24 protein-coding genes are annotated in these 24,208 nt (G+C 68.8%); 10 read left to right on the top strand and 14 right to left on the bottom strand.

What is annotated here, in order from left to right; all coding sequences use genetic code 11:
* Positions 1-11: 11 nt before the first annotated feature.
* From LGM42_RS12210 to upp, 12 genes are all read right to left on the bottom strand, one after another.
* Positions 12-1,271, bottom strand: coding sequence for an MFS transporter (locus tag LGM42_RS12210; protein ID WP_059583682.1), 1,260 nt, complete (start codon positions 1,269-1,271; stop codon positions 12-14).
* Entirely contained in the window at positions 1,268-2,233 is a 966-nt protein-coding gene (locus LGM42_RS12215) for a PRC-barrel domain-containing protein (RefSeq protein ID WP_059583680.1), read from the bottom strand. The genes LGM42_RS12210 and LGM42_RS12215 overlap by 4 nt, the downstream gene beginning before the upstream one ends.
* A gap of 383 nt (positions 2,234-2,616) precedes the next feature.
* On the bottom strand, positions 2,617-2,952 hold the full coding sequence (locus LGM42_RS12220) for a YggL family protein (RefSeq protein WP_059583676.1): 336 nt from the start codon (positions 2,950-2,952) through the stop codon (positions 2,617-2,619).
* A gap of 125 nt (positions 2,953-3,077) precedes the next feature.
* Entirely contained in the window at positions 3,078-4,547 is a 1,470-nt protein-coding gene (rng, locus tag LGM42_RS12225) for a ribonuclease G (protein WP_059583675.1), read from the bottom strand.
* A gap of 8 nt (positions 4,548-4,555) precedes the next feature.
* Positions 4,556-5,203 (bottom strand): Maf family protein, encoded by a 648-nt coding sequence (locus LGM42_RS12230; protein WP_226232308.1) that lies wholly within the window; start codon positions 5,201-5,203, stop codon positions 4,556-4,558.
* A 51-nt stretch (positions 5,204-5,254) separates the two neighbouring features.
* Positions 5,255-5,725 (bottom strand): 23S rRNA (pseudouridine(1915)-N(3))-methyltransferase RlmH, encoded by a 471-nt coding sequence (gene rlmH, locus LGM42_RS12235; protein WP_048249282.1) that lies wholly within the window; start codon positions 5,723-5,725, stop codon positions 5,255-5,257.
* Between the two features lie 19 nt (positions 5,726-5,744).
* Complete coding sequence (gene rsfS, locus LGM42_RS12240) at positions 5,745-6,188, bottom strand: ribosome silencing factor (RefSeq protein ID WP_006484266.1); 444 nt, start codon at positions 6,186-6,188, stop codon at positions 5,745-5,747.
* A 4-nt stretch (positions 6,189-6,192) separates the two neighbouring features.
* Positions 6,193-6,969 (bottom strand): nicotinate-nucleotide adenylyltransferase, encoded by a 777-nt coding sequence (locus LGM42_RS12245; RefSeq protein WP_373453012.1) that lies wholly within the window; start codon positions 6,967-6,969, stop codon positions 6,193-6,195.
* Complete coding sequence (gene hemF / locus LGM42_RS12250) at positions 6,935-7,858, bottom strand: oxygen-dependent coproporphyrinogen oxidase (RefSeq protein ID WP_226232309.1); 924 nt, start codon at positions 7,856-7,858, stop codon at positions 6,935-6,937. Before hemF ends, LGM42_RS12245 begins: the two co-directional genes overlap by 35 nt.
* A 118-nt stretch (positions 7,859-7,976) precedes the next feature.
* Positions 7,977-9,257 (bottom strand): phosphoribosylamine--glycine ligase, encoded by a 1,281-nt coding sequence (gene purD / locus LGM42_RS12255; RefSeq protein ID WP_060312050.1) that lies wholly within the window; start codon positions 9,255-9,257, stop codon positions 7,977-7,979.
* A 104-nt stretch (positions 9,258-9,361) separates the two neighbouring features.
* Positions 9,362-10,090: a YebC/PmpR family DNA-binding transcriptional regulator gene (locus tag LGM42_RS12260; RefSeq protein ID WP_059583669.1), complete on the bottom strand. Its 729-nt coding sequence runs from the start codon at positions 10,088-10,090 to the stop codon at positions 9,362-9,364.
* A gap of 227 nt (positions 10,091-10,317) precedes the next feature.
* Entirely contained in the window at positions 10,318-10,968 is a 651-nt protein-coding gene (gene upp, locus LGM42_RS12265) for a uracil phosphoribosyltransferase (RefSeq protein ID WP_006481871.1), read from the bottom strand.
* A 209-nt stretch (positions 10,969-11,177) separates the two neighbouring features.
* Here upp and LGM42_RS12270 point away from each other — a divergent pair, with 209 nt between their 5' ends.
* Both LGM42_RS12270 and LGM42_RS12275 read left to right on the top strand, forming a co-directional pair.
* Positions 11,178-11,957 carry an SDR family oxidoreductase gene (locus tag LGM42_RS12270; protein WP_059583667.1) on the top strand — a complete coding sequence of 260 codons (780 nt, stop codon included), beginning with the start codon at positions 11,178-11,180 and terminating at the stop codon, positions 11,955-11,957.
* A 52-nt stretch (positions 11,958-12,009) separates the two neighbouring features.
* Entirely contained in the window at positions 12,010-12,402 is a 393-nt protein-coding gene (locus LGM42_RS12275) for a methylglyoxal synthase (protein ID WP_060312056.1), read from the top strand.
* Between the two features lie 287 nt (positions 12,403-12,689).
* Here LGM42_RS12275 and LGM42_RS12280 read toward each other — a convergent pair whose 3' ends face one another.
* Positions 12,690-13,121: a hypothetical protein gene (locus LGM42_RS12280; RefSeq protein ID WP_226232310.1), complete on the bottom strand. Its 432-nt coding sequence runs from the start codon at positions 13,119-13,121 to the stop codon at positions 12,690-12,692.
* 105 nt (positions 13,122-13,226) lie between these two features.
* Positions 13,227-13,580, bottom strand: a complete 354-nt coding sequence (locus LGM42_RS12285; RefSeq protein ID WP_059583664.1) for a Rap1a/Tai family immunity protein — start codon at positions 13,578-13,580, stop codon at positions 13,227-13,229.
* 502 nt (positions 13,581-14,082) lie between these two features.
* Between LGM42_RS12285 and LGM42_RS12290 the strand changes: the two genes are divergently transcribed.
* From LGM42_RS12290 to LGM42_RS12325, 8 genes are all read left to right on the top strand, one after another.
* A complete protein-coding gene (locus LGM42_RS12290; protein ID WP_226232311.1) occupies positions 14,083-15,057 on the top strand; it encodes a quinone oxidoreductase family protein in 975 nt (324 codons plus the stop codon).
* A gap of 306 nt (positions 15,058-15,363) precedes the next feature.
* On the top strand, positions 15,364-15,456 hold the full coding sequence (gene kdpF, locus LGM42_RS12295; protein WP_006752209.1) for a K(+)-transporting ATPase subunit F: 93 nt from the start codon (positions 15,364-15,366) through the stop codon (positions 15,454-15,456).
* Positions 15,453-17,258 (top strand): potassium-transporting ATPase subunit KdpA, encoded by a 1,806-nt coding sequence (kdpA, locus tag LGM42_RS12300; RefSeq protein WP_060312062.1) that lies wholly within the window; start codon positions 15,453-15,455, stop codon positions 17,256-17,258. The genes kdpF and kdpA overlap by 4 nt, the downstream gene beginning before the upstream one ends.
* A 61-nt stretch (positions 17,259-17,319) precedes the next feature.
* Positions 17,320-19,404 carry a potassium-transporting ATPase subunit KdpB gene (kdpB, locus tag LGM42_RS12305; RefSeq protein ID WP_060312065.1) on the top strand — a complete coding sequence of 695 codons (2,085 nt, stop codon included), beginning with the start codon at positions 17,320-17,322 and terminating at the stop codon, positions 19,402-19,404.
* A 25-nt stretch (positions 19,405-19,429) separates the two neighbouring features.
* The gene (gene kdpC, locus LGM42_RS12310; RefSeq protein ID WP_226232312.1) at positions 19,430-20,011 is read left to right on the top strand and encodes a potassium-transporting ATPase subunit KdpC; all 582 of its coding nucleotides are present in this window, start codon (positions 19,430-19,432) and stop codon (positions 20,009-20,011) included.
* Positions 20,012-20,163: 152 nt separating this feature from the next.
* Complete coding sequence (locus LGM42_RS12315) at positions 20,164-23,007, top strand: DUF4118 domain-containing protein (RefSeq protein WP_226232313.1); 2,844 nt, start codon at positions 20,164-20,166, stop codon at positions 23,005-23,007.
* The gene (gene kdpE / locus LGM42_RS12320) at positions 23,000-23,698 is read left to right on the top strand and encodes a two-component system response regulator KdpE (RefSeq protein WP_059583654.1); all 699 of its coding nucleotides are present in this window, start codon (positions 23,000-23,002) and stop codon (positions 23,696-23,698) included. The genes LGM42_RS12315 and kdpE overlap by 8 nt, the downstream gene beginning before the upstream one ends.
* A gap of 132 nt (positions 23,699-23,830) precedes the next feature.
* The gene (locus LGM42_RS12325; RefSeq protein WP_059583653.1) at positions 23,831-24,112 is read left to right on the top strand and encodes a DUF333 domain-containing protein; all 282 of its coding nucleotides are present in this window, start codon (positions 23,831-23,833) and stop codon (positions 24,110-24,112) included.
* Positions 24,113-24,208 lie beyond the last annotated feature (96 nt).

Below are 24,208 nucleotides of genomic sequence, written 5' to 3' on the forward strand. Positions count from 1 at the left end.
GTGCGCCGCCGTCAATGCGCCTGTTCGGGCGACGCGGCCGCCGGTTCGTCGGCCGTCGCATCGCCGTTCCCGACGCGCGTTTCGGGCATCACGAGCCACACCAGCAGCACCGCGAGCGCGCCGGCGGCCGCGAGCCCGAAGAAGCTGACCGCGTTGCCGAAGTGATCGGCGACGTAGCCGGCCACCGCCGTGCTGAGCGTCGCGCCGATCCCGGCCGCGAGCCCGAACAGCCCGATACACAGGTTGTAGCGGCCCTTGCCGCCCGCGACGTCGGCCGCGATCAGCGGCAGCATCACGCCGAACACGGCCGCGCTGATGCCGTCGAGCATCTGCACCGGCACGAGCAGGTACGGACTGCTGACGCCGGCGAACAGCAGCGCGCGCACCGGCAGCGCGGAGAAGCCGAGCAGCAGGATCGGCCGGCGCCCCCAGCGCTGCGCGGAGCGGCCGACCCATGGCGACAGCATCGCGACGATCGCCTGCGGCACGATGATGCACGCGGCGATCACGAGCTGCACGTTCTCGCCCATCCCGGCCGTGACTTCGCCGGCCGCGAGGTTCAGCATCGCGGCGTTCGACAGATGGAACAGCACGACGCAGGCCGCGAAGATCAGCATCCGGCGATCGCGCAGCAGTTCGAGCAGCGTTTCGCGCTCGCCGGCTTCGTCGACGTCGTCAGGCTTCGACGACTGCGGAATCACCTGATGCGTCGGCTGGATCATCGCGAGCGCGAACAGCGCGGGCAGCGCCAGCACGGCGGTCAGCCAGAACACCGCGCGCGCGGAGAAGTATTCGCCGGTCAGCCCCATCAGGCCGGCCGCGACCGCGCTGCCGATCGACGCCCAGCGCGCGTTGCGGCCGAGCCGGTCGCCGAGGTCGGCGCGGCCGACGAGCGAGAACGAGATCGCGGCCATCGCCGGCACCAGCATGCAGCTGGCAAAACCGTGGAACACCTCGGCGGCGATCACCGGCACGATCGTCGGGCTCGACGCGAGCAGCACCGCAGACAGGATGATGGCCGCGATCGCCCACGCGGCCGCGCCTTTCTTGTTTTTCAGCGCATCGACGGCGGCGCCGCCCGGCACCTGGCTGACCATCGCGCTGATCGTGCCGATCGACAGCACCATGCCGATCTCGCCCTGCGTCCACTTGTGCGACGCGAGGTAGGACGCAATGAACGGACCGAACCCGGTTTGAACGTTTGCAACGAAAAAGTTGAGCCAGTCGAGGGCCCGGAGACTGCGAACGCTGACGGAATGCTTGATCGTCATCGGGTGGCACTCGCAGACGAAGCCGGCGCCGCCGGGGCAACGGGCGGGAAGACGGCGACGATCGGTTTGTCGGCCGCGTACGGCGGCGACGCCTTGATCTGCGCGTCGTTCAGGTCGAGTTGCGCGCGCAGCGCCTTGTCGCGCGTGACGAAGCGCAGCGCGCCCCAGCTCGCGGCGATCGAACGCCGGTCGGTATTGACGAGCCCGCCGAGGTCGAGCACGACGGCCTGCGGCTGGGCGCCGCGGTCGATCAGCACGTCGACGATCCGGCCGATCTTCGTGCCGTTCGGGCGCTCGACGTCGCTGTCGAGCATCGGCAGGCGCGTCGCCGGCGACGCCGCGGCCGAGCCGGACAGCGGCACGGCCTTCGGCCGCGCGGCCGGCGGCAGGTCGCCCGACGGCACGTCGAGCACGATCGGCTCCTGCTTGCCGCCCGGCGTGAAGCGGAACACGTTCCACGGGAAGATGACCTTGCGGTCGCCGATGCCCATGAAGCCCTGCAGGTTGACGATCATCTCGCGCGGCTTGCCGCTCGCGTCGACCACCATGTCGACCGCGCGGCCGACCACCTTGCCGTTGCGGCGCGCGACCTCGCTGTCGAGCAGCGCATGGATCTGGGTACGGTCGAGCGGGCGCGTCGCGACGATCGGCGGGGGCGGAGGCGGCGGCGGGGTCGGCGATTCGGGGCGCTGCACGGGCTTCGGCCGAGCGACCTCGCGGTGCGGCTTCTTCGGCGCTTCCGGCGTCTCCGGTTGCGTCGGCGCGGGCACGGGCGGCATCGTCAGCGGCTCGCCGGCTGTCTCCTCGACCGGCTCGACGAGCGCCTCGCTGATCGGTGCGGGCGGGTTCTGGACCGGCAGCAGTCCGCAGCCGGACAGCAGCGCGGCGGCGGCGAGAATCAGGAAGACCGTCGACGACGGCAACGACTTGCGGGATGCGGGAAACGGGAGTCCGCCGCTCATTGACACTCACTCCATGGGTCGGGGGCGGCCCGAGGGCACGCGGCTGGCGATGGATGGCGGGTGCGGGCGGCGCACCACGCGAGGTGAGAGTTTAACGTGTCTTGCTTTCAGGACCGATTTCGATGGCGGGTTGCAGGCCGGCCGTCGGGAAAAGGAAGGGATCGAAGGCCGGCCGGCGGTTCGGCGGCGGCGCCGGATCGTCGACAACGACGCGGGCGCCGCCGGTGCGTCGGCTCGGTGAGCCGAGCCGACGCCCGCGGACAGCGACTTCAGCGTCGCAACGCCCGCCGCGATCATGACCATTCGGAAAAGCGACGCCAGCGTGGCCGGCCGTCGTGGCGGGACGGCGCGAGCGCCGTCTTAAGCCGCGTGAAATCCCGAAATCAGGCGTCCGGATACCACGCGTCGGTGAATTCGCTGACCTTGACGTCGGTCAGTTCCGGGCGGGCGGCCAGCCACCCGCGCACGCGTTCGCGGTCGGCGTCGGTCGTCGTGCCGCGCGGCGCGCCGGAGATCACGTACGCGCCGATGCCTTCGTCCGCGGACGCGACGGTCAGCAGCCCGTTCGCTTCGACGAAGTCGATGAACGCATCGATCAACTGGCCGCGCTCGAGGTCGGTCATGTCGTTGCGGTAATGCGCGGTCGCGTTGAACGCGAGTTCCTGGAATTCGCCGATGTGGAGTTTCTTGCGCTGGCGGCGGTTGTGGCCTTGGCTCATGGTGTGTGGTGAATGCGAAAAGGGTCAATGAAAGGGCGGCGGCGGGGCCGGCGCGGCATGCGCGAACAGCCCGGACGCCGCATCGGGGCACCGCCCGGCAATGCTGGCGGCGGATGGGCGAAAGGTTACATCAGCACGATGTCGTACTGCTCCTGGCTCAGGTTCGATTCCACTTGCAGCGACACCGGCTTGCCGATGAAATCGATCAGCATCGCCAGATGCTGCGACTCCTCGTCGAGGAACAGGTCGATCACCTGCTGCGCGGCGATCACGCGGAACTCGCGCGGGTTGAACTGCCGCGATTCGCGCAGGATCTCGCGCAGGATGTCGTAGCACACGGTGCGCGACGTCTTCACCTGGCCCTTGCCCTGGCAGGTCGGGCACGGTTCGCACAGCACGTGCGCGAGCGATTCGCGCGTGCGCTTGCGTGTCATCTCGACGAGGCCGAGCTGCGAGAAGCCATTGACCGTCACGCGGGTGCGGTCGCGCGACAGCGCCTTCTTCAGCTCGGACAGCACCGCGTCGCGATGCTCGGCGTTTTCCATGTCGATGAAGTCGATGATGATGATGCCGCCGAGGTTGCGCAGCCGCAGTTGCCGCGCGATCGTGTGCGCGGCCTCGAGGTTGGTCTTGAAGATCGTGTCGTCGAAGTTGCGCGCGCCGACGTAGCCGCCCGTGTTCACGTCGATCGTCGTCATCGCCTCCGTCTGGTCGATCATCAGGTAACCGCCCGACTTCAGGTCGACGCGGCGCGATAGCGCGCGCTGGATCTCCGTCTCGATGTTGTACAGATCGAAGAGCGGCCGCTCGCCCGTGTAGTGATGCAGCTTCGGGCTCACGGCTGGCGTGAACTCGCCCGCGAATTCCGCGAGACGCGTGTACGTCTCGCGCGAATCGACCTGGATGCGCGTCGTGTCGTCGTTCGCGAAATCGCGCAGCACGCGCTGCGCGAGATCGAGATCCTGGTACAGCAGGCTCGTCGCCGGCAGCCGCTGCGCTTGCGCGACGATCGTCGCCCACGTCTTGCGCAGGTACGTGACGTCGCCGGCCAGCTCCTCGGAGGTCGCATCCTCGGCGATCGTGCGCACGATGTAGCCGCCTTTCTCGTCCGGCGGGATCACGGCCGTCAGGCGCGCGCGCACGGCCTCGCGCTCGGCCTCGCTCTCGATCTTCTGCGAGATCCCGATGTGCGGTTCCTGTGGCAGATACACGAGCGTGCGGCCCGCGATGCTGACTTGCGTCGACAGCCGCGCGCCCTTCGTGCCGATTGGATCCTTGATCACCTGGACCATCAGTGTCTGGCCTTCGAACACGATCTTCTCGATCGGCTGGTGCGGCGCGCCCGACTGCGGCTCGCCGGCGAGGCGCGGATGCCAGATGTCGGCGACGTGCAGGAACGCCGCGCGCTCGAGGCCGATGTCGATGAACGCCGACTGCATGCCGGGCAGCACGCGCACGACCTTGCCCAGATAGATGTTGCCGACCCGCCCGCGCGACAGCGTGCGCTCGACGTGAAGCTCCTGCACCGCGCCTTGCTGGACGAGTGCGACCCGCGTTTCCTGGGGCGTGAGGTTGATCAGGATTTCTTCGTTCATGGTGGGATTCAGAAGGCGAGGCGCGCGGTGCGCAGCAACGCGGCAGTCTCAAAAAGGGGCAGACCCATGATACCCGAATGGGAACCGTCGATTCGCTCGATGAATTCAGCGGCGCGCCCCTGGATCGCATACGCGCCCGCCTTGCCGAACGGCTCGCCGGTTTCGACGTAGCGCGCGAAGGCGTCGCGCGGGGCAGCCGCAAAGCGCACCGACGAGCGCGACAGCGCGGGCTGCAGCAGTTCGCCGTCGGCGCCGATCACGGCAACCGCGGTGAGCACCTCGTGTTCGCGGCCCGCGAGGCGGGTCAGCATCGCGAGCGCATCGTCGGCGTCGGCCGGCTTGCCGAGGATCGCACCGTCGATCGTCACGGTGGTGTCGGCGACGAGCACCGGCGCGGCCGGCTTGCCGCTCGCGACGAGGCGCGTCCGCGCGGCCTCGGCCTTCGCGACGGTCACGCGCCGCACGTAAGCGTCGGCGGCTTCGCCGGGAAGCTCGGCTTCGAGCGCCTCGGCGTCCTCGTCGGGGCGCGGCAGCAGCAGCTCGAAGCGTACGCCGATCTGCCGCAGCAGTTCCTGGCGGCGCGGGCTTTGCGAAGCGAGGTAGAGCGTCTGGAAAAGCGGGGTCGGGGAAAGTGCGGGGGGCGTGCTGGACGGCATGGTGTCGTTATCTCGTTGAGCGCGCGCGGCGCGCGTCTCGAGGACGGCACGTCATGCGCGGTGGTAGGGGTGATTCTGCGTGATGCTCCACGCCCGGTAAAGCTGTTCGGCGAGCAGCACGCGCACCATGCCGTGCGGCAGCGTCATGCTCGAGATGCGCAGCAGCACGTCGGCGCGCGCTTTCAGCTCCGGATCGAGCCCGTCGGCGCCGCCGATCACGAACGCGACGTCGCGGCCGTCCTGCTGCCAGCCGGGCAGCGCCTGCGCGAGCTGCATCGTGGTCCAGTCGCGGCCGCGCTCGTCGAGCGCGACGAGCCGCGCGCCCTTCGGCAGCGCGGCCTCGATCTTCTGCCGCTCGGCCGCCATCACGCTGTCGGCGCTGCGGCCGCCCGAGCGCAGTTCAGGCTTGATTTCGCGCAACTCGATGCGCAGCTCGGGCGGCATCCGCTTCGTGTATTCGTCGAAGCCGGATGCGATCCAGCCCGGCATCTTGTGGCCGACCGCGAGGATGAAAAGCTTCATCGGGGAGACGCGCCGCGACTCAGCGGCGGCGGGCGGCCGTCTTGCGCGCCGGGCGGGCGGGCGCTTCTTCCTCTTCCTCGTCGTCTTCGCTCGCCGTCGCGAAGCCGTTGCCCTTGCCGCCGCCGAGCTTCATCCGCACGGGCTTGTCGCCCCAGATTTCCTCGAGGTTGTAGTACTGGCGCAGCGCCGGTTGCAGGATGTGCACGACCGCGTCGCCGCAGTCGACCAGTACCCATTCGCCGGTGTCCTCGCCTTCGGAGCTGACGACGTCGCCGCCGGCTTCCTTGACCTTGTCGCGCACGTTCGACGCGAGGGCCTTGGTCTGGCGGTTGGAAGTGCCCGAGGCGACGACCACGCGGTCGAACAGTTCGGTCAGGTGGCTGGTGTTGAACACCTTGATGTCTTGCGCCTTGACGTCTTCGAGGGCGTCGACGATCACGCGCTGCAGTTTGCGAATATCCATGGGTTCAGGAATGGTAGAGGCGATGTTGAAGAATATAGGCCCATACGGCGGCCGGCACATGTTCGGCCGACGCGTCGGGCATTTGCGCATGGCGTGCGATGCATTCGCGCAGGTGCGCGCGGATGTCGGTCGCGGCGATGTCGAACGAAAGGGTCGTATCGATCAGCAGGCGGCCTGCCGGCGTGGCCTTGAGCACGTCGGCGCCGGCTTGCCGCGCGGCGATTTCCCGCGCGACGTCCGGCGGCGCGGCGCCGAGCTCGAAGCCCGGGCGCGTCGACACGCCGATGTGCGCGTAGTCGAACAGCGTGCGCCAGTCGCGCCACGTATCGAGGCGCACGAGCTGGTCGGCGCCGATCAGCAGCGACAGCGACGCATCCGGGCCGATCCGCTCGCGCCAGCGCGCGAGCGTCTCGACGGTGTAGGTCGGGCCGGTGTGCTCGATCTCGTCGGTGGCGACGGTCACGGTCACGCCCGGCACGGACAGCGTGCCGGCGGCCGCGCGCGTCATCGCGAGCCGGTGCTCGGCGGCCGACACGTCGCGTTTCTGGTACGGCTGCCCGGCGGGCAGCAACACGAGTTCGGTCAGGTCGAGCAGTTCGGCGAACCGGCGCGCGAGTGCGAGATGGCCGTCGTGGATCGGGTCGAAGGTGCCGCCCAGCAAGCCGATACGGCGCGGCAGCGGGGCGGGGCGGGTGGTGGTGTCCAGAGAAACGCGTCCTTTCGTTGGGGCAGCGGGGCGGGCGGGTTCAGACCCAGTCGCGCGGCACGAGGAAGTCGCTATACAGGCGCGCTTCCGGCGAGCCCGGCTCGGGCTGCCAGTTGTAGCGCCAGTTCGCGACCGGCGGCATCGACATCAGGATCGACTCGGTCCGGCCGCCGCTTTGCAGCCCGAACAGCGTGCCGCGGTCGAACACGAGGTTGAATTCGACGTAGCGGCCGCGCCGGTATGCCTGGAAGTCGCGCTCGCGCTCGCCGTACGGCAACTCGGCGCGGCGCTCGACGATCGGCAGATACGCGTGCAGGAACGCATCGCCGACGCTTTGCATCAGGTCAAACGAGCGTTCGAAACCGGGCTCCGAGAAATCGTCGAAGAAGATCCCGCCGATGCCGCGCGTTTCGTTGCGGTGCTTCAGGAAGAAATATTCGTCGCACCATTGCTTGAAGCGCGGGTAGAGCTCGAGGCCGAACGGGTCGAGCGCATCCTTGCAGGTCTGGTGGAAATGCCGCGCATCGTCCTCGAAACCGTAAACCGGTGTCAGATCCATGCCGCCGCCGAACCAGAACACGGGCGCCTCGCCCGGTTTCGTCGCGATCAGCATCCGCACGTTCATGTGCACGGTCGGGCAGTACGGATTGCGCGGGTGCAGCACGAGCGACACGCCGAGCGCCTCGAAGCCGCGGCCCGCGAGCTGCGGGCGCGCCGCGCTCGCCGACGGCGGCAGCGCGTCGCCCGCGACGTCGGAAAAGCCGATTCCCGCGCGTTCGAACACGCGGCCGCCTTCGAGAATCCGCGTGCAGCCGCCGCCGCGCAGGCGTTCGGCGGGCCCGCGCTGCCACGTGTCGGTCGCGAGCGGCGTGCCGTCGAGCGCGCCGAGCGCGTCGGCGATCCGTGTCTGCAGGCCCTGGAGGTACGTGCGCACGCGCACCACGTCGTAGGTCGAATCGGTCATGTCTGGACTGGCTGCCCCCGCCTGACGCGGGGGCCGTAAAAAAAGCGTCTGCCGGGCATTCTATCGAACCCCGGCAGAGGGGCCGCCGCCGCGAGCGCGCGGGGCGGCGACGGCGACGTCACGCGCTCTTGCGGTTGAGCGCGCGAAAGCCGATGTCCCGGCGGTACTGCATGCCTTCGAAGTTGATCTGGTTGATCGTGTCGTATGCATGCTGCTGCGCTTCGCGCACCGAATCGGCGAGGCCGACCACGCACAGCACGCGTCCGCCGGACGTCACGAGCTTGTCGCCGTCGGCGAGCGTCGTGCCCGCATGGAACGTCACGGCCTGTTCGGTTTCGGCCGGGATGCCGTTGATGCGGTCGCCCTTGCGCGGCGCGTCCGGGTAGCCGTGCGCGGCCAGCACGACGCCCAGCGCGGTGCGGCGATCCCAGTCGAGCTCGACGGTGTCGAGCGTGCCCGCGATCGCCTGCTCGACGACCTTCGAGAAATCGCTCTTCAGGCGCGCCATGATCGGCTGCGTTTCCGGGTCGCCCATCCGGCAGTTGAACTCGAGCGTGCGCGGATTGCCGTCCTTGTCGATCATCAGGCCCGCGTACAGGAAGCCCGTGAAGCGGATGCCGTCCTTCTCCATCCCGCGCACGGTCGGCATGATGATCTCGCGCATCACGCGTGCGTGCATCTGCGGCGTGACGATCGGCGCGGGCGAATACGCGCCCATGCCGCCGGTGTTCGGGCCGCGATCCTCGTCGAGCAGGCGCTTGTGGTCCTGGCTCGAAGCCAGTGCCAGCGCATGCTTGCCGTCGACCATCACGATGAAGCTGGCTTCCTCGCCATCGAGGAATTCCTCGATCACGACGCGCGCGCCGGCATCGCCGAGCTTGTTGCCCGACAGCATCATGTCGACGGCCGCATGCGCTTCTTCCAGCGTCATCGCGACGACGACGCCCTTGCCGGCCGCGAGGCCGTCGGCCTTCACGACGATCGGCGCGCCCTTCGCGTCGATGTACGCATGGGCGGCGGCCGCGTCGGCGAAGGTTTCGTAGTCGGCGGTCGGGATGCCGTGGCGCTTCATGAACGCCTTCGCGAAATCCTTCGAGCTTTCGAGCTGCGCGGCTTCGCGGGTCGGGCCGAATACCTTCAGGCCGCGTGCGCGGAACAGGTTGACGATGCCGGCCGCGAGCGGCGCTTCCGGCCCGACGAGCGTGAACGCGACGCCTTCGCGTTCCGCGAAATCGGCGAGTTCGTCGAGCGCCGTGATGTCGACGTTCTTCAGACGCTCGTCCCGCGCCGTGCCGCCATTGCCGGGCGCGACGTAGACCATCTGGACGCGCGGCGACTGCGCGAGCTTCCACGCCAGCGCATGTTCGCGGCCGCCGGAACCGACGACGAGTAGTTTCATGGGATTCCCCGCAGACTAGAAAACAGGGCGGCCGGCACGCTCAGGCGCGCCGGCCGCGGAATCGGTCGGGCCGCCGCCGCGACAGGTGCGCGGCGGCCGGCATCTCATTCCTCGACGATGACGGCGTTCGTGTACACGTCCTGCACGTCGTCGAGGTTCTCGAGCGCGTCCAGCAGCTTCTGCATCTTCGCCGCGTCGTCGCCGGTGAATTCGACTTCGTTCTGCGGCTTCATCGTCACTTCGGCGAGTTCGGCCTTGAAGCCCGCGGCTTCGAGCGCGTCCTTCACCGCCGAGAATGCCTGCCAGTCGCACAGCACTTCAATCGAGCCGTCGTCGTTCGTGTTGACGTCGTTCGCGCCGGCTTCGAGCGCGGCTTCCATCAGCGCGTCTTCCGACGTGCCGGGCGCGAACAGGAACTGGCCGACGTGATCGAACATGAACGCGACCGAGCCGTCGGTGCCCATGTTGCCGCCGAACTTCGAGAATGCGTGGCGCACTTCCGCGACCGTGCGCGTGCGGTTGTCGGTCAGCGTGTCGACGATGATCGCCGCGCCGCCGATGCCGTAGCCTTCGTAACGGATCTCTTCGTAGTTCGCGCCGTCCGCGCCGCCGACGCCGCGATCGATCGCGCGCTTGACGTTGTCCTTCGGCATGTTCGCGTCGGCTGCCTTGTCGACCGCGAGACGCAGGCGCGGGTTCGAGTTGACGTCGCCGCCGCCGAGGCGCGCCGCCACCTGGATTTCCTTGATCAGGCGGGTCCAGATCTTGCCGCGCTTCGCGTCGGCCGCTGCCTTCTTATGCTTGATGTTGGCCCATTTCGAATGACCAGCCATACCTTTCTCCGTGCCCGGGCGCGCGGCGCGGGCGATTGTTTCAGTGTGTCGTTGAATCGGCGGCCGTGTCGGCGGGCATGAAGCCGCGGGGCCGCGCGTGTCGAGTGGAGCGTGATTTTATCACGCGGCGACCGCCGGTTCGGGGCCGCCGCGCATGGCCGAACGGCCGGGCGGCCGTCGCGGCGCGCCGGGCCGCGCGGCACGGCGGCGCCGGACGCCTGGTGCGGTCAGTTCTTGGTGCCGAACAGGCGGTCGCCGGCGTCGCCCAGGCCCGGCACGATGTACGCGTGCTCGTTCAGGTGCGAGTCGAGCGACGCGACGAACAGCTTCACGTCGGGGTGCGCGTCCTGGAACACCTGCACGCCCTCGGGCGCGGCGACGAGCGCGACGAACATGATGTTCGCGGCCGGCACGTTGCGGCGCTTGAGCACGTCGACCGCGTGCACGGCCGAATAGCCGGTCGCGACCATCGGGTCGCACAGGATGAAGATGCGATCTTCCAGGTCCGGCAGGCGCACCAGGTATTCGACCGGGCGATGGTCGTCGGCGCGGTACACGCCGATGTGGCCGACGCGCGCGGACGGCACCAGGTCGAGCAGGCCGTCCGACATCCCGATGCCCGCGCGCAGCACGGGCACGATCGCGAGCTTCTTGCCCGCGATCACCGGCGCGTCGACCGCCACCAGCGGGGTTTCGACCCGCTTGGTCGTGATCGGCAGGTTGCGGGTGATCTCATAGCCCATCAGCAGCGTGATCTCGCGCAGCAGTTCGCGGAACGTGCGCGTGGACGTGTCCTTGTCGCGCATGTGCGTGAGCTTGTGCTGGATCAGCGGGTGATCGGTGATGAAGAGGTTCGGGAAACGGCTGTCCTGTTTCATGACGGGGTGCCTTGACGGCAAAAGGGGATCGGGGGCGGCGGCGGGCGTGGGCCGACCGTCGCTCATGGCCGCAATTTTACCAAGGCGCGCCGCGCGATCCGGATATTATCGACGTCTCACGACAATCCGCGTGCCGCGCCCGCCCGTTCGCCCGCCTGCCGGCGGCAACGCGGGGCCGCGCCGGCACGCGCGCCACCAGGGAAACGACGATGGATCTCGGCATCGAAGGAAAGACCGCGCTCGTGTGCGCGGCCAGCAAGGGCCTCGGGCGCGGCTGCGCGGAAGCGCTGGCCGCCGAGGGCGTGAACCTCGTGATCGTCGCGCGCACGCGCGACACGCTGGAAGAAACCGCGGAAGAGATCCGCGCCGGCGCGAACGTGTCGGTCACGGCGGTCGCGTGCGACATCACGACGCCGGACGGCCGCGCGGCCGCGCTCGCCGCGTGCCCGCAGCCGGACATTCTCGTGACGAATGCCGGCGGCCCGCCGCCCGGCGACTTCCGCGATTTCTCCCACGACGACTGGATCCGCGCGCTCGACGCGAACATGCTGACGCCGATCGAGCTGATCCGCGCGACCATCGACGGGATGATCGGCCGCGGCTTCGGCCGGATCGTCAACATCACGAGTTCGGCGGTGAAGGCGCCGATCGACGTGCTGGCGTTGTCGAACGGCGCGCGCTCGGGGCTGACCGGCTTCGTCGCGGGGCTGTCGCGCAAGGTCGCGGGGCAGGGCGTGACGATCAACAACCTGCTGCCGGGGCTGTTCGATACCGACCGGATCGCGACGACGCTCGCCGCGTCGGCGAAGGCGCAGGGCGTGACGGTCGACGAGATGCGCGCGCGCCGCACGAAGGACATCCCGGCCGGGCGCCTCGGCACGCGTGCCGAATTCGGCGCGGCCTGCGCGTTCCTGTGCAGCGTGCACGCGGGCTACATCACCGGGCAGAACTGGCTGCTCGACGGCGGCGCGTATCCGGGCACGTTCTGACCCGCGCTTTTCGATTCACGACGACGACAACCGAACGACGAAGGAACTGGAGATGAGCAAACCCCGTATCGCACTGATCGCCCATGACGCGAAGAAGGACGAGATCGTCGCGCTCGCGGGTCAGTTTCGCGAGACGCTCGCGCAATGCCGGCTGGTCGCGACGGGCACGACGGGCGGCCGCATCGCGGCCGCGCACGGGCTCGAGGTCGAGCGCAAGCTGTCGGGGCCGCTCGGCGGCGACTTGCAGATCGGCGCGGAACTGGCCGACGGCCGCGTCGACCTCGTCGTGTTCCTGCGCGACCCGATGACCGCGCAGCCGCACGACCCCGACATCACCGCGCTGGTGCGCGCATGCGACGTGCACGACGTGCCGGTCGCGACCAACGTCGCGACCGCGCGGATGCTGCTCGACGATCTGGCGAGGAGCATGCAGGACGTGTGCTGACGAGCTGTTCTGGAGTGCTCCGCATTAACGGTCGGGTTCTGTCTGAAAGGGTGCCGTATCCGATCGGCGGTTGTGCCGCGTGCTTCGCTGTCGTGCGAGCCGGTCGGTGCGTTGTCACGCAACGACCGGCTCGGTGCTTCAGCGCGCCGCGCCTGTCGGCACAGCGTGTTGGCGCGATCACGCGACACGCAATCGAGCGGACGAGCGCGCTTGCGCGTTCGTCGAAGCCGTCGCGGGACAGGTCACGGCGCCGGCCAACTCGCGGACCTCGCGCGATAGCGCCTGGACTATGGCGAACTGCCCGTTCCGGCGAACGATAGAAGGGATTCAACTCCTTGAAGCAGTTCGGGCAAGAAGGACTGATCCAGTCCGCAATGCCCTGTAATGCACGCGCCGTCGGGAGGAGTTGGCTGAAAGCGCCAGTCGCCCACGATTGCGCCTCGATCAAGTGTTCGCAATGTCAGCTCAAACCCCGGCTCAACGCCTGTTAACTCCGCTCGTTGCCCGGCTTGAAGCAGCATTTGAACAGATCGAATCTGTTGCCGAAATTGTTGCAACTCGTCGGGCATGACACTCCATTGCCCTTCCGCCTGGATACCCGGTACCGTCAATTGGATTCGTACATCGATCCATTCAAGATACGGCCCTCCCGGTTCGTCGCGTCGCGCAGCAACGGGCTCCATCTGAAGTCGAAAGTCATTTGTGTCGATGATCAGCATGGGTTCAACGCTAAAAACGCAACCTTCCGAGACGTGATGAACAATTGCCCACCTAGCCGTTCGTTTCGTTCCGGTGAGAGGCAATGTCCGGTATTTCAGGCGCTGCTAACGGCACGGGTATTTTTGTCGCAAGACGTATGTGACCAGGACTGCCGCATTCGCCTTCAGCGCATCTCTTGGCCGTTTCCCGAGATCGTGGAGCACTTCCGAATCGATTTCCCCCGGTTTGACGCGACCGTTGTCGCACCAGTCCTTGCCTTCGGTCGCATCGGCGACGCCCGCCAGATATCCGGCCATCGCGTGGCGCTCCGCGCCGCCATACGGCGTGTTGTCGAAACGGCTCAGGCCGTCGAGCAAACGGACGCCGTCCGCACGCGGTACCGGGGCCGCGGTTGCGCTGCCGATACTTGCGGACAACGACGCGAAAACAAACACGTTCCGGGCAAGAGCGAGCTTCATGGCGTGGACTGGGCGAATTGGGCAGCAGGCAAATTAGCACGGTCGTCATCTCGTAAACGACCTTGGCGACAACCGGTTTCCGGCCCGATCGACGTCGGCATTCGCCGGTGCGGGAAAAGCGCGTCGACGCCGCGCGGCAGATCCTTTGCGCACGGGGCGCGAGGCGAGAAATGGCCGACCGGCCGGGTCCGGCCATCGCGGCGCGAGCGACGTGACGTCAACGTTACGAAGTGTGCCGAATATCATTGACTGCGCAAGCGGGGGAAACGAACGGCAGCGACCGGTCTCATACCGCACCGTCTTCCGCACGCGCGGCTCATGCGATCCGTTTCCCGCGAAAACCCTACCGATATGAAGGATTTGCGACGACGCGCTGCACGACCGCGCACGACGCGCGAGAATCGTCCGCCATGACCCGCGTTCACACGCATCGCCGTTGGGACGACGTCGATGCATTCGCCGAACCGGATTTCCAGATTCCAGACAAACGAGGAGCGAAACGATGCCGAAAGCAATCCGATACGACCAGCCGGGTGGCCCGGACGTGATGAAGTGGGTCGACGTCGAGGTCGGCGCGCCGAAGGCGGGCGAAGTCCGCATCCGGCAGCACGCGGTCGGGCTCAACTACATCGACGTGTATTTCCGCACGGGCCTGTATCCGCAGCCGCTGCCCGGCGGCCTCGGGATGGAGGCGGCGGGCGAGGTGACGGCCGTCGGCGATGGCGTGACCGCGTTCAAGACCGGCGACCGCGTCGCCTATGTCGGGCAGCCGCCCGGCGCATATGCGCAAGAACGCGTGATGCCGGCCGAGCGGCTCGTGAAGCTGCCTGACGGGATCAGCTACGACGACGCGGCGTCGGTGATGCTGCAGGGGCTGACCGCGCACTACCTGCTGCGCCGCACGTACCCGGTGAAGGCCGGCGACACGATCCTGATCCACGCGGTGGCCGGCGGCGTCGGCCTGCTCGTGTGCCAGTGGGCGAAGGCGCTCGGCGCGACCGTGATCGGCACGGTCGGCTCCGACGAAAAGGCCGAACTCGCGAAGGCGCACGGTTGCGATCATCCGATCGTCTATACGCGCGAGAACTTCACGCAGCGCGTGAAGGAGATCACGAGCGGCGCGGGCGTACCGGTCGTCTACGATTCGATCGGCAAGGACACCTACGTCGGCTCGCTCGACAGCCTCGCGCCGCTCGGCTACTTCGTCAGCTTCGGCAACGCGTCGGGCCCGCTGCCGCCGATCGACTCGAAGGAATTCTCGTCGCGCGGCTCGCTGTTCTTCACGCGGCCGACGCTGTTCTCGTACATCGCGAAGCGCGCCGATCTCGAAGCCGCGGCCGCCGAGCTGTTCGACGTGATCCTGTCGGGCAAGGTGAAGACGAGCATCAACCAGCGCTATCCGCTCGCCGAAGTCGGTCGCGCGCATGCCGATCTGGAAGCACGCAAGACCACCGGTTCGACGATCCTCGTTCCCTGATCCGCTCCCGCGTGCCGGCGCCGCGCCGGTACGCGCCTGTCGCGGGCGGCGCCGCCGCGCCGTCCGTCCCGCCTCGATTCGCTCCGGTCCCGCCCCGCGCGTTTACGCGTTTTTTACACCCGCCCCGATAGCTTTGACCCGCCCTTTACGCGCGTTCCCATAAGGTTCTAGTCGTCCGATTTCGACGACGGAGAACATAAAAATGGATGGGGTTTTCATCGGCGCACTGGTGCTCTTCACCGCGCTGATCCTCGGTTTGCTTGCCGGTTGCGACAAGCTCGTGCAATACGGTCGCGGGGGGCGCGCATGACCTGGATGCTTTGGCTGGCGGGCGCCTCGACGGCCCTGCTGTTCGCGTATCTCGTCTTTGCGCTGCTGCGCGCGGAGGACATCGAATGAACGCGAACAACCTGTTGCAGACGCTGCTGTTCATCGTCGTGCTGCTGGCGGCGGCCGTGCCGGTCGCGCGCTACCTGAGCGCCGTGATGGACGGCAGTTCGCGCATCGTGCGCGTGTTCGCGCCGCTCGAACGCGTGCTGTACCGCATCGCCGGCGTCGATGCGGGCACGGAAATGAACTGGAAGCAGTACACGATCGCGACGATCGCGTTCAACGCGCTCGGCGTGCTGTTCCTTTACGCGCTGCTGCGCGTGCAGGGCTTCCTGCCCGGCAACCCGCAGCAGTTCGGCGCGATGACGCCCGACGGCGCGTTCAACACGGCCGTCAGCTTCGTCGCCAACACGAACTGGCAGGACTACGCGCCCGAGCAGACCGTCAGCTATCTGTCGCAGATGCTCGGCCTGACCGTGCAGAACTTCCTGTCGGCGGCGACCGGCATCGTCGTCGTGATCGCGCTGATCCGCGGCTTCGCGCGCCACACCGCGCAGACGATCGGCAACTTCTGGGTCGACCTCACGCGCGTGACGCTGTACGTGCTCGTGCCGATGGCGGCGCTCGTCGCCGCGCTGCTGATGAGCCAGGGCGTGCTGCAGAACATGAAGGCGTACCAGGACGTGCCGGTGTTGCAGGCGAGCACCTACGCGGCGCCGAAGCTCGACGCGCAGGGCAACCCGGTGAAGGACGACAAGGGCAACCCGGTCACGGTGACGACGCCGCTCACGAAGCAGACGCTCGCGATGGGCCCGGTTGCCTCGCAGGAAGCGATCAAGATGCTCGGCACCAACGGCGGCGGCTTCTTCAACGCGAACTCCGCGCACCCGTTCGAGAACCCGACGCCGTTCGCGAACTTTCTGCAGATCTTCTCGATCCTGATCATCCCGGCCGCGCTGTGTCTCGTGTTCGGCCGCATGATCGGCGACCGCCGGCAGGGCGTCGCGGTGCTCGCGGCGATGACGGTCGCGTTCGTCATCGCGATCGGCGTCGAGGTGAGCGCCGAGCAGGCCGGCAACCCGACGCTCGCCGCGCTGCGCGTCGACCAGTCGGCCGGCGCGCTGCAGCCGGGCGGCAACATGGAAGGCAAGGAAACGCGCTTCGGGATCGCGCAGACCGGCATCTTCACGGTCGCGACCACGGCCGCGTCGTGCGGCGCGGTCGACGCGATGCACGATTCGCTGACCCCGCTCGGCGGCCTCGTGCCGATGCTGCTGATGCAGCTCGGCGAGGTGGTCTACGGCGGGGTCGGCTCGGGCCTCTACGGGATGCTCGTGTTCGCGCTGCTCGCGGTGTTCGTCGCCGGCCTGATGATCGGCCGCACGCCGGAATACGTCGGCAAGAAGATCGAGTCGTACGAGATGAAGATGGTGTCGATCGTCGTGCTGCTCACGCCGCTGCTCGTGCTGGTCGGCACGTCGATCGCCGTGCTCGCCGACGCGGGCAAGGCCGGCATCGCGAACCCCGGCCCGCACGGCTTCTCGGAAATCCTCTATGCGTTCAGCTCCGCCGCGAACAACAACGGCAGCGCGTTCGCGGGCCTGACGGTCGGCACGCCGTTCTACAACTGGATGACCGCGATCGCGATGTGGTTCGGCCGTTTCGGCACGATCGTGCCGGTGCTGGCGATCGCAGGTTCCCTCGCCGCGAAGAAGCGCATCGCGGTGACGAGCGGCACGCTGCCGACCCACGGCCCGCTGTTCGTCGTGCTGCTGCTCGGCACGGTGATGCTGGTGGGCGCGCTGACGTACGTGCCGGCGCTCGCGCTGGGCCCGGGCGTCGAGCACCTGATGATGTGGCTGGGCGCGTGATCCACCCGTGACGCGCCCGCATGGCGACACATAAAAGACTGAAGAGCTTGAAGAGATCGCAATGACTCAACATTCCGCAACACGGTCCATGTTCGATCCGGCGCTGCTGCGCCCGGCGATCGTGGATTCGTTCAAGAAACTCACGCCGCGCACGCAGTTCCGCAACCCGGTGATGTTCTGCGTGTACGTCGGCAGCATCCTCACCACGATCCTGTGGATCGCGGCGCTCGCCGGCCAGGCCGAGGCGCCCGCGGGCTTCATCCTCGCGATCGCGCTGTGGCTGTGGTTCACGGTGCTGTTCGCGAACTTCGCCGAAGCGCTCGCCGAAGGGCGCTCGAAGGCGCAGGCCGCGTCGCTGCGCAGCGCGAAGAAGGACGTGATGGCGAAGAAGCTGAACGAGCCGCATCCGAAGTCGCCGATCCGCATCACCACCGCGTCCGATCTGCGCAAAGGCGACGTCGTGCTGGTCGAGACGGGCGACGTGATCCCGGCCGACGGCGAGGTCGTCGACGGCGTCGCGTCGGTCGACGAGTCGGCGATCACCGGCGAATCCGCGCCGGTGATCCGCGAATCGGGCGGCGACTTCTCGTCGGTGACGGGCGGCACGCGCGTGCTGTCCGACTGGATCGTCGTCAAGGTCACCGCGAACCCCGGCGAGGCGTTCCTCGACCGGATGATCGCGATGGTCGAAGGCGCGAAGCGCAAGAAAACGCCGAACGAGGTCGCGCTGACGATCCTGCTCGTCGCATTGACGATCGTGATGCTGCTCGCGACCGCGACGCTGCTGCCGTTCTCGATGTTCTCGGTCGAAGCGATGAAGGCCGGCCACGTGGTGACGATCACCGCGCTCGTCGCGCTGCTCGTGTGCCTGATCCCGACGACGATCGGCGGGTTGCTGTCCGCGATCGGCGTGGCCGGGATGAGCCGGATGATGCAGGCGAACGTGATCGCGACGTCGGGCCGCGCGGTGGAAGCGGCCGGCGACGTCGACGTGCTGCTGCTCGACAAGACCGGCACGATCACGCTCGGCAACCGTCAGGCGTCCGCGTTCGTGCCGGCGCCGGGCGTGACCGAGGAAGCGCTGGCCGATGCCGCGCAATTGTCGTCGCTCGCCGACGAAACGCCGGAAGGCCGCAGCATCGTCGTGCTCGCGAAGGAGCGCTTCAACATTCGCCAGCGCGACATGGCGCAACTGCACGCGACGTTCCTCGGCTTTTCCGCGCAGACGCGGATGAGCGGCGTCGACCTGCCGGGCCGCGAGATCCGCAAGGGCGCGGCCGACGCGATCCGCCGCTACGTCGAGACGCACGGCAGCCGCTTTCCGGACGAAGTGCGCCGCGCGGTGGACGACGTCGCGCGCCGCGGCAGCACGCCGCTCGTCGTGGCCGACCTGCAGGACGGGGTGGCGCGCGTGCTCGGCGTGATCGAGCTGAAGGACATCGTGAAGGGCGGCATCAAGGAGCGCTTCGCGGAGCTGCGCAAGATGGGCATCAAGACCGTGATGGTGACGGGCGACAACCGGCTGACGGCCGCGGCGATCGCGGCGGAAGCGGGCGTCGACGATTTCCTCGCGGAAGCGACGCCGGAAACCAAGCTCGCGACGATTCGCGAGCATCAGGCGGCCGGGCGTCTCGTCGCGATGACGGGCGACGGCACCAACGACGCGCCGGCGCTCGCGCAAGCCGACGTCGCAGTGGCGATGAACACCGGCACGCAGGCGGCGAAGGAAGCCGGCAACATGGTCGACCTCGACTCGAACCCGACGAAGCTGATCGAGATCGTCGAGATCGGCAAGCAGATGCTGATGACGCGCGGCTCGCTGACGACGTTCTCGATCGCGAACGACATCGCGAAGTACTTCGCGATCATCCCGGCCGCGTTCGTGACGACCTACCCGCAACTGCGCGTGCTCGACATCATGCACCTGACGTCGCCGGCGTCCGCGATCCTGTCCGCGGTGATCTTCAACGCACTGATCATCGTCGCGCTGATTCCGCTCGCGCTGAAGGGCGTGACCTACCGGCCGCTCGGCGCCGCGTCGCTCTTGCGCCGCAACCTGCTGGTCTACGGCCTCGGCGGCGTGCTGCTGCCGTTCCCGTTCATCAAGCTGATCGACATGACGCTCGCCGCGCTCGGCTGGGCCTGAGCCCGCCGCACTTGAAGGAACCATCATGAAATCGTTGATTCGCCCGCTCGTCGTGCTGTTCGTCATCCTGACCGCCGTGACGGGGCTCGCTTACCCGGCCGTGATGACCGTGTTCGGTCAGGCCGTGTTTCCGTCGCAGGCCAACGGCAGCCTGATCGAGCAGAACGGCAAGGTCGTCGGCTCCGCGCTGATCGGCCAGCCGTTCGACGCGCCGAAGTATTTCTGGGGCCGGCTGTCGGCCACCGCGCCGATGCCGTACAACGCGGCCGGCTCAGGCGGCTCGAACCTCGGCCCGCTGAACCCGTCGCTCGCCGATCAGGTGAAGGCGCGCATCGCCGCGCTGCGCGATGCCGGCACCGCCCTGTCGAAGCCGGTGCCGGTCGACCTCGTGACGGCGTCGGCGAGCGGCCTCGATCCGGAGATCACGCCGGCCGCCGCCGCGTACCAGGTCGAGCGCGTCGCGAAGGCGCGCAATCTGGCGCCGGACGCGGTCGCGCAACTCGTCGCCGCGAACACGACGGGCCGCCAGTTCGGCGTGCTCGGCGAGCCGCGCGTGAACGTGCTGAAGCTGAACCTCGCGCTCGACGCGGCGCAGGCCGCGCACTGATCGGTCGCGCGGGCTGACCGGCATCCGGCGCGGCCTGAACCGTGCCGGATGCGCTTTTCCCGACGGCGCGCGCGCCGTCTTTGCCTTTTGCGGCGATTTGGAACCACAATGCTCGTACCCGCGCGCATCCGGGCGCTCCGCTTTCCTCACGCATGAATCGTCCCGATCCCGACCAACTCCTCGACAAGCTGCAGCGAGACGAAGAAAAGCAGCGGCGCGGCCAGCTCAAGATCTTCTTCGGCGCGTCCGCCGGCGTGGGCAAGACCTACGCGATGCTGCAGGCCGCGCGTCAGCGCGTGCAGGAAGGCGTCGACGTCGTCGTCGGCATCGTCGAGACCCACGGCCGCGCCGAGACGGCCGCGCTGCTCGACGGCCTCGACGTGCTGCCGTCCGCCCGCATCGACTATCGCGGCCGCACGCTCGCCGAATTCGATCTCGACGGCGCGCTCGCGCGGGCGCCGCAACTGATCCTCGTCGACGAACTCGCGCATTCGAACGTGCAGGGCGCGCGGCACCTGAAGCGCTGGCAGGACGTCTACGAGCTGCTCGACGCGGGCATCGACGTATATACGACCGTCAACGTCCAGCACCTCGAAAGCCTGAACGACGTGGTCGGCGCGATCACCGGCATCCGCGTGTGGGAGACCGTGCCCGATCGCGTGTTCGACGCGGCCGACGAAGTCACGCTCGTCGACCTGCCGGCCGAGGAGCTGCTCGAGCGGATGCGCGACGGCAAGGTCTATCTCGCGCAGCAGGCCGAGCGCGCGGTGCGCAACTTCTTCCGCAAGGGCAACCTGATCGCGCTGCGCGAGCTGGCGCTGCGGCGCACGGCCGATCGCGTCGACGCGCAGATGCGCGAGTACCGTGCCGACCGTTCGATCCAGCGCATCTGGCAGGCGCGCGAGCGGCTGCTCGTGTGCGTCGGCCCGGGCGCCGAGGCGCCGACGCTCGTGCGTGCGGCCGCGCGCCTCGCCGCGAGCCTGAAGGCCGACTGGATCGCCGTGTACGTCGAGACGCCGCGCCTGCAGCGGCTGCCCGACGCGCGGCGGCAGCGCACGCTCGACGCGCTGAAGCTCGCGGCCGAGCTCGGCGCGGAGACGGCCACGCTCGCCGGCGCCGACGCGGTCGCCGCGCTGATCGGCTATGCGAAGGTGCGCAACGTGTCGAAGCTCGTCGCGGGCGGCTCGCCGAAGGTCGGGCTCGCGCGCCGCTTCGCGCGGCCGTTCGGCGAGCGACTGGCGGAACGCGCGGGCGACGTCGACCTGATGCTGATTCGCGCGTCCGCGAGCGACGAGGCACGCGCCGCGCCGCTCGACGCGCGGGCGCGCGACTGGCGCGATGCATTCGCGCAGTTCGGCACGCACCGCTCGCCGCCGCGCCACTACGCGTATGCGGCCGCGATCTGCGCGGCGATCACCGTCGTCGCGAGCGTCGTGTCCGCGCGGCTCGACCTCACGAACCTCGTGATGCTGTACCTGCTCGGCGTGGTGTTTTCGGCCGTCCGGCTCGGGCGCGGCCCGGGCGTGCTGCAGTCGTTCCTGTCGGTGGCCGCGTTCGATTTCTTCTTCGTGCCGCCGCGCATGTCGTTCTCGGTCAGCGACACGCAATACCTGCTGACCTTCTTCGGGATGCTGCTGACGTCGCTCGTGATCAGCCACCTGACGTCGACGCTCACGCGCCAGGCGAGCGTCGCGCAGCGCCGCGAGCGCCGCACCGGCGCGATCTACGCGATGGCGCGCGAGCTCGGCGCGGCGCTGACGACCGAGCAGATCGTCGAAATCGGCAGCCGCCACGTCGGCGAGGTGTTCCGCGCGCGCGTCGCGATCCTGCTGCCCGACAGTGCCGACCAGGTGCGCCAGAAGATCGAGGAGCCCGATGCGGCCGTCACGCTGACGGGCGCGGAGCTCGACAGCGACGTCGGCCAGTGGGTGTACGACCAGCAGAAGCCGGCCGGGCGCGGCACCGATACCTTGCCGGCGACGGCGGCACTGTACCTGCCGCTGAAGGCGCCGATGCGCACGCGCGGCGTGCTCGCGGTCGCATCGCGCGAGCCGCGCGAACTCGAGGTGCCCGAGCAGCAGCGGATGCTCGACGCATTCGCCGCGCAGATCGCGCTCGCGCTGGAGCGCGTGCACTACGTCGAGATCGCGCGCGACGCGCTCGTCAACATGGAATCCGAGCGGCTGCGCAACTCGCTGCTGTCGGCGATCTCGCATGACCTGCGCACGCCGCTCACGACGATCGTCGGCTTTTCGTCGATGCTCGCGAACGGGCGCGCGGCCGCGCAGGCCGGCGACGCCGCGGCGGCCGCGCGCCTCGCGCAGCGCGAGGGGGAGCTCGTCGACGCGATTCACGACGAGGCGCTGCGCATGACGGGCATCGTCACGAACCTGCTCGACATGGCGCGGCTGCAGGCCGGCAGCCTGCAGCTCAAGCGCCAGTGGTCGCTGCTCGAGGAAACCGTCGGCGCCGCGCTTGCCGCCTGCCGGCGCGTGCTCGCGCGCCATCCCGTGCGCGTCGCGCTGCCGGCCGACCTGCCGCTGCTGCAGATGGACGCGGTGCTGATGGAGCGGCTGTTCACCAACCTGTTCGAGAACGCGGCGAAGTACACGCCGCCCGATACGTCGCTCGACATCGGCGCGGAGCGCGTGACCGACGACGGGAGCCCGTTCGTGCGCGTGCACGTCGACGATCACGGCCCGGGCCTTCCGGCCGGCATGGAGGCGCGGATCTTCGACAAGTTCACGCGCGGCGAGAAGGAATCGGCGACGCCGGGCATCGGGCTCGGCCTCGCGATCTGCCGTGCGATCGTCGAGGCGCACGGCGGTAAAATCGGCGCACTCAACCGCACCGCGCCCGACGGCCGCGTGACGGGTGCGCGCTTCTGGTTCACGCTGCCGGTCGACACGCCGCCGGCCGCACCCGCCGTGCCCGACGACGAGTCCGACGTGCCGGACGCATCGCCCCCATCCGAGTCATTGCCCGACCATGAGTGAACCGACCCTGACCGTCGTCCTGATCGAGGACGAAAAGCAGATCCGCCGCTTCGTGCGCGCCGCGCTCGAAGAGGAGGACATCGCGGTGTTCGAAGCCGAGACGGGCAAGCAGGGGTTGATCGACGCGGCGACGCGCAAGCCCGACCTCGTGATCGTCGACCTCGGGCTGCCGGACACCGACGGCCTCGACGTGATCCGCGAGCTGCGCGGCTGGTCCGAGGTGCCGGTGATCGTGCTGTCGGCCCGCACGCAGGAAGAGGAGAAGGTCGCGGCGCTCGATGCGGGCGCCGACGATTACCTGACCAAGCCGTTCGGCGTGTCCGAACTGCGCGCGCGGATTCGCGCGCAACTGCGCCGGCGCAACCAGGGCGGTGCGAACGAGTCGCCGAAGGTGACCTTCGGCGCCGTGAGCGTCGATCTCGCGCTGCGCCAGGTGTGGCGCGACGACGCGATCGTGCACCTGACGCCGCTCGAATACCGGCTGCTCGCGACGCTCGTGCGCCACGCGGGGCGCGTGCTCACGCATCGCCAGCTGCTGCGCGACGTGTGGGGGCCGTCGCACGTCGAGAGCCATCACTACCTGCGCATCTACATGGCGCACCTGCGCCAGAAGCTCGAGGCCGACCCCGCGCAGCCCGAGCACATCGTCACCGAGACGGGCGTCGGCTACCGGCTCGTCGGCGCCGTGTGACGGGCGGTGCGCGGCCGCGCGCCGGCAGGGTTGCGCCGGCGCGACAGTTTCGCGACCGCGGCCGGCCTTGCACACCGGCCGCGCAATCCCCGCTATCCTGACCGTTCCCCGAACGAAAACGAGGAGCGTGCAATGTCCGTCCGTCTGGTCGTCATCTGTGCGCTGGCGCTGGCTGCGCCCGGCGCGTTCGCCCAGCCGCTGCCGCCCGGGCAGCAGCCGCCCGCGCGGGCGGCGCTGGCCAATCCCGCGTCGGTCAACTGCGAGAAGCTCGGCGGTCGCCATGTGATCCGTAACCTGTCGAGCGGGCAGGTCGGCATGTGCGTGTTCAAGGACGGCCGCGTGTGCGAGGAGTGGGCGCTGTACCGCGACGACCGCTGCGTCGGCGGGGGCGCGCCCAAGCGCGTGGCGAACTGACCGTGCGGCCCGCTGCGCCCCCGCACCGGCCGCCGGCAAGCCTGTAAGCCGCTTGTTATACTCGGCGCCGCCCGGGGACGACCCCGGGTCATTCGC

The organism is Burkholderia sp. AU39826, assembly GCF_020419965.1.
GTDB lineage: Bacteria > Pseudomonadota > Gammaproteobacteria > Burkholderiales > Burkholderiaceae > Burkholderia > Burkholderia semiarida.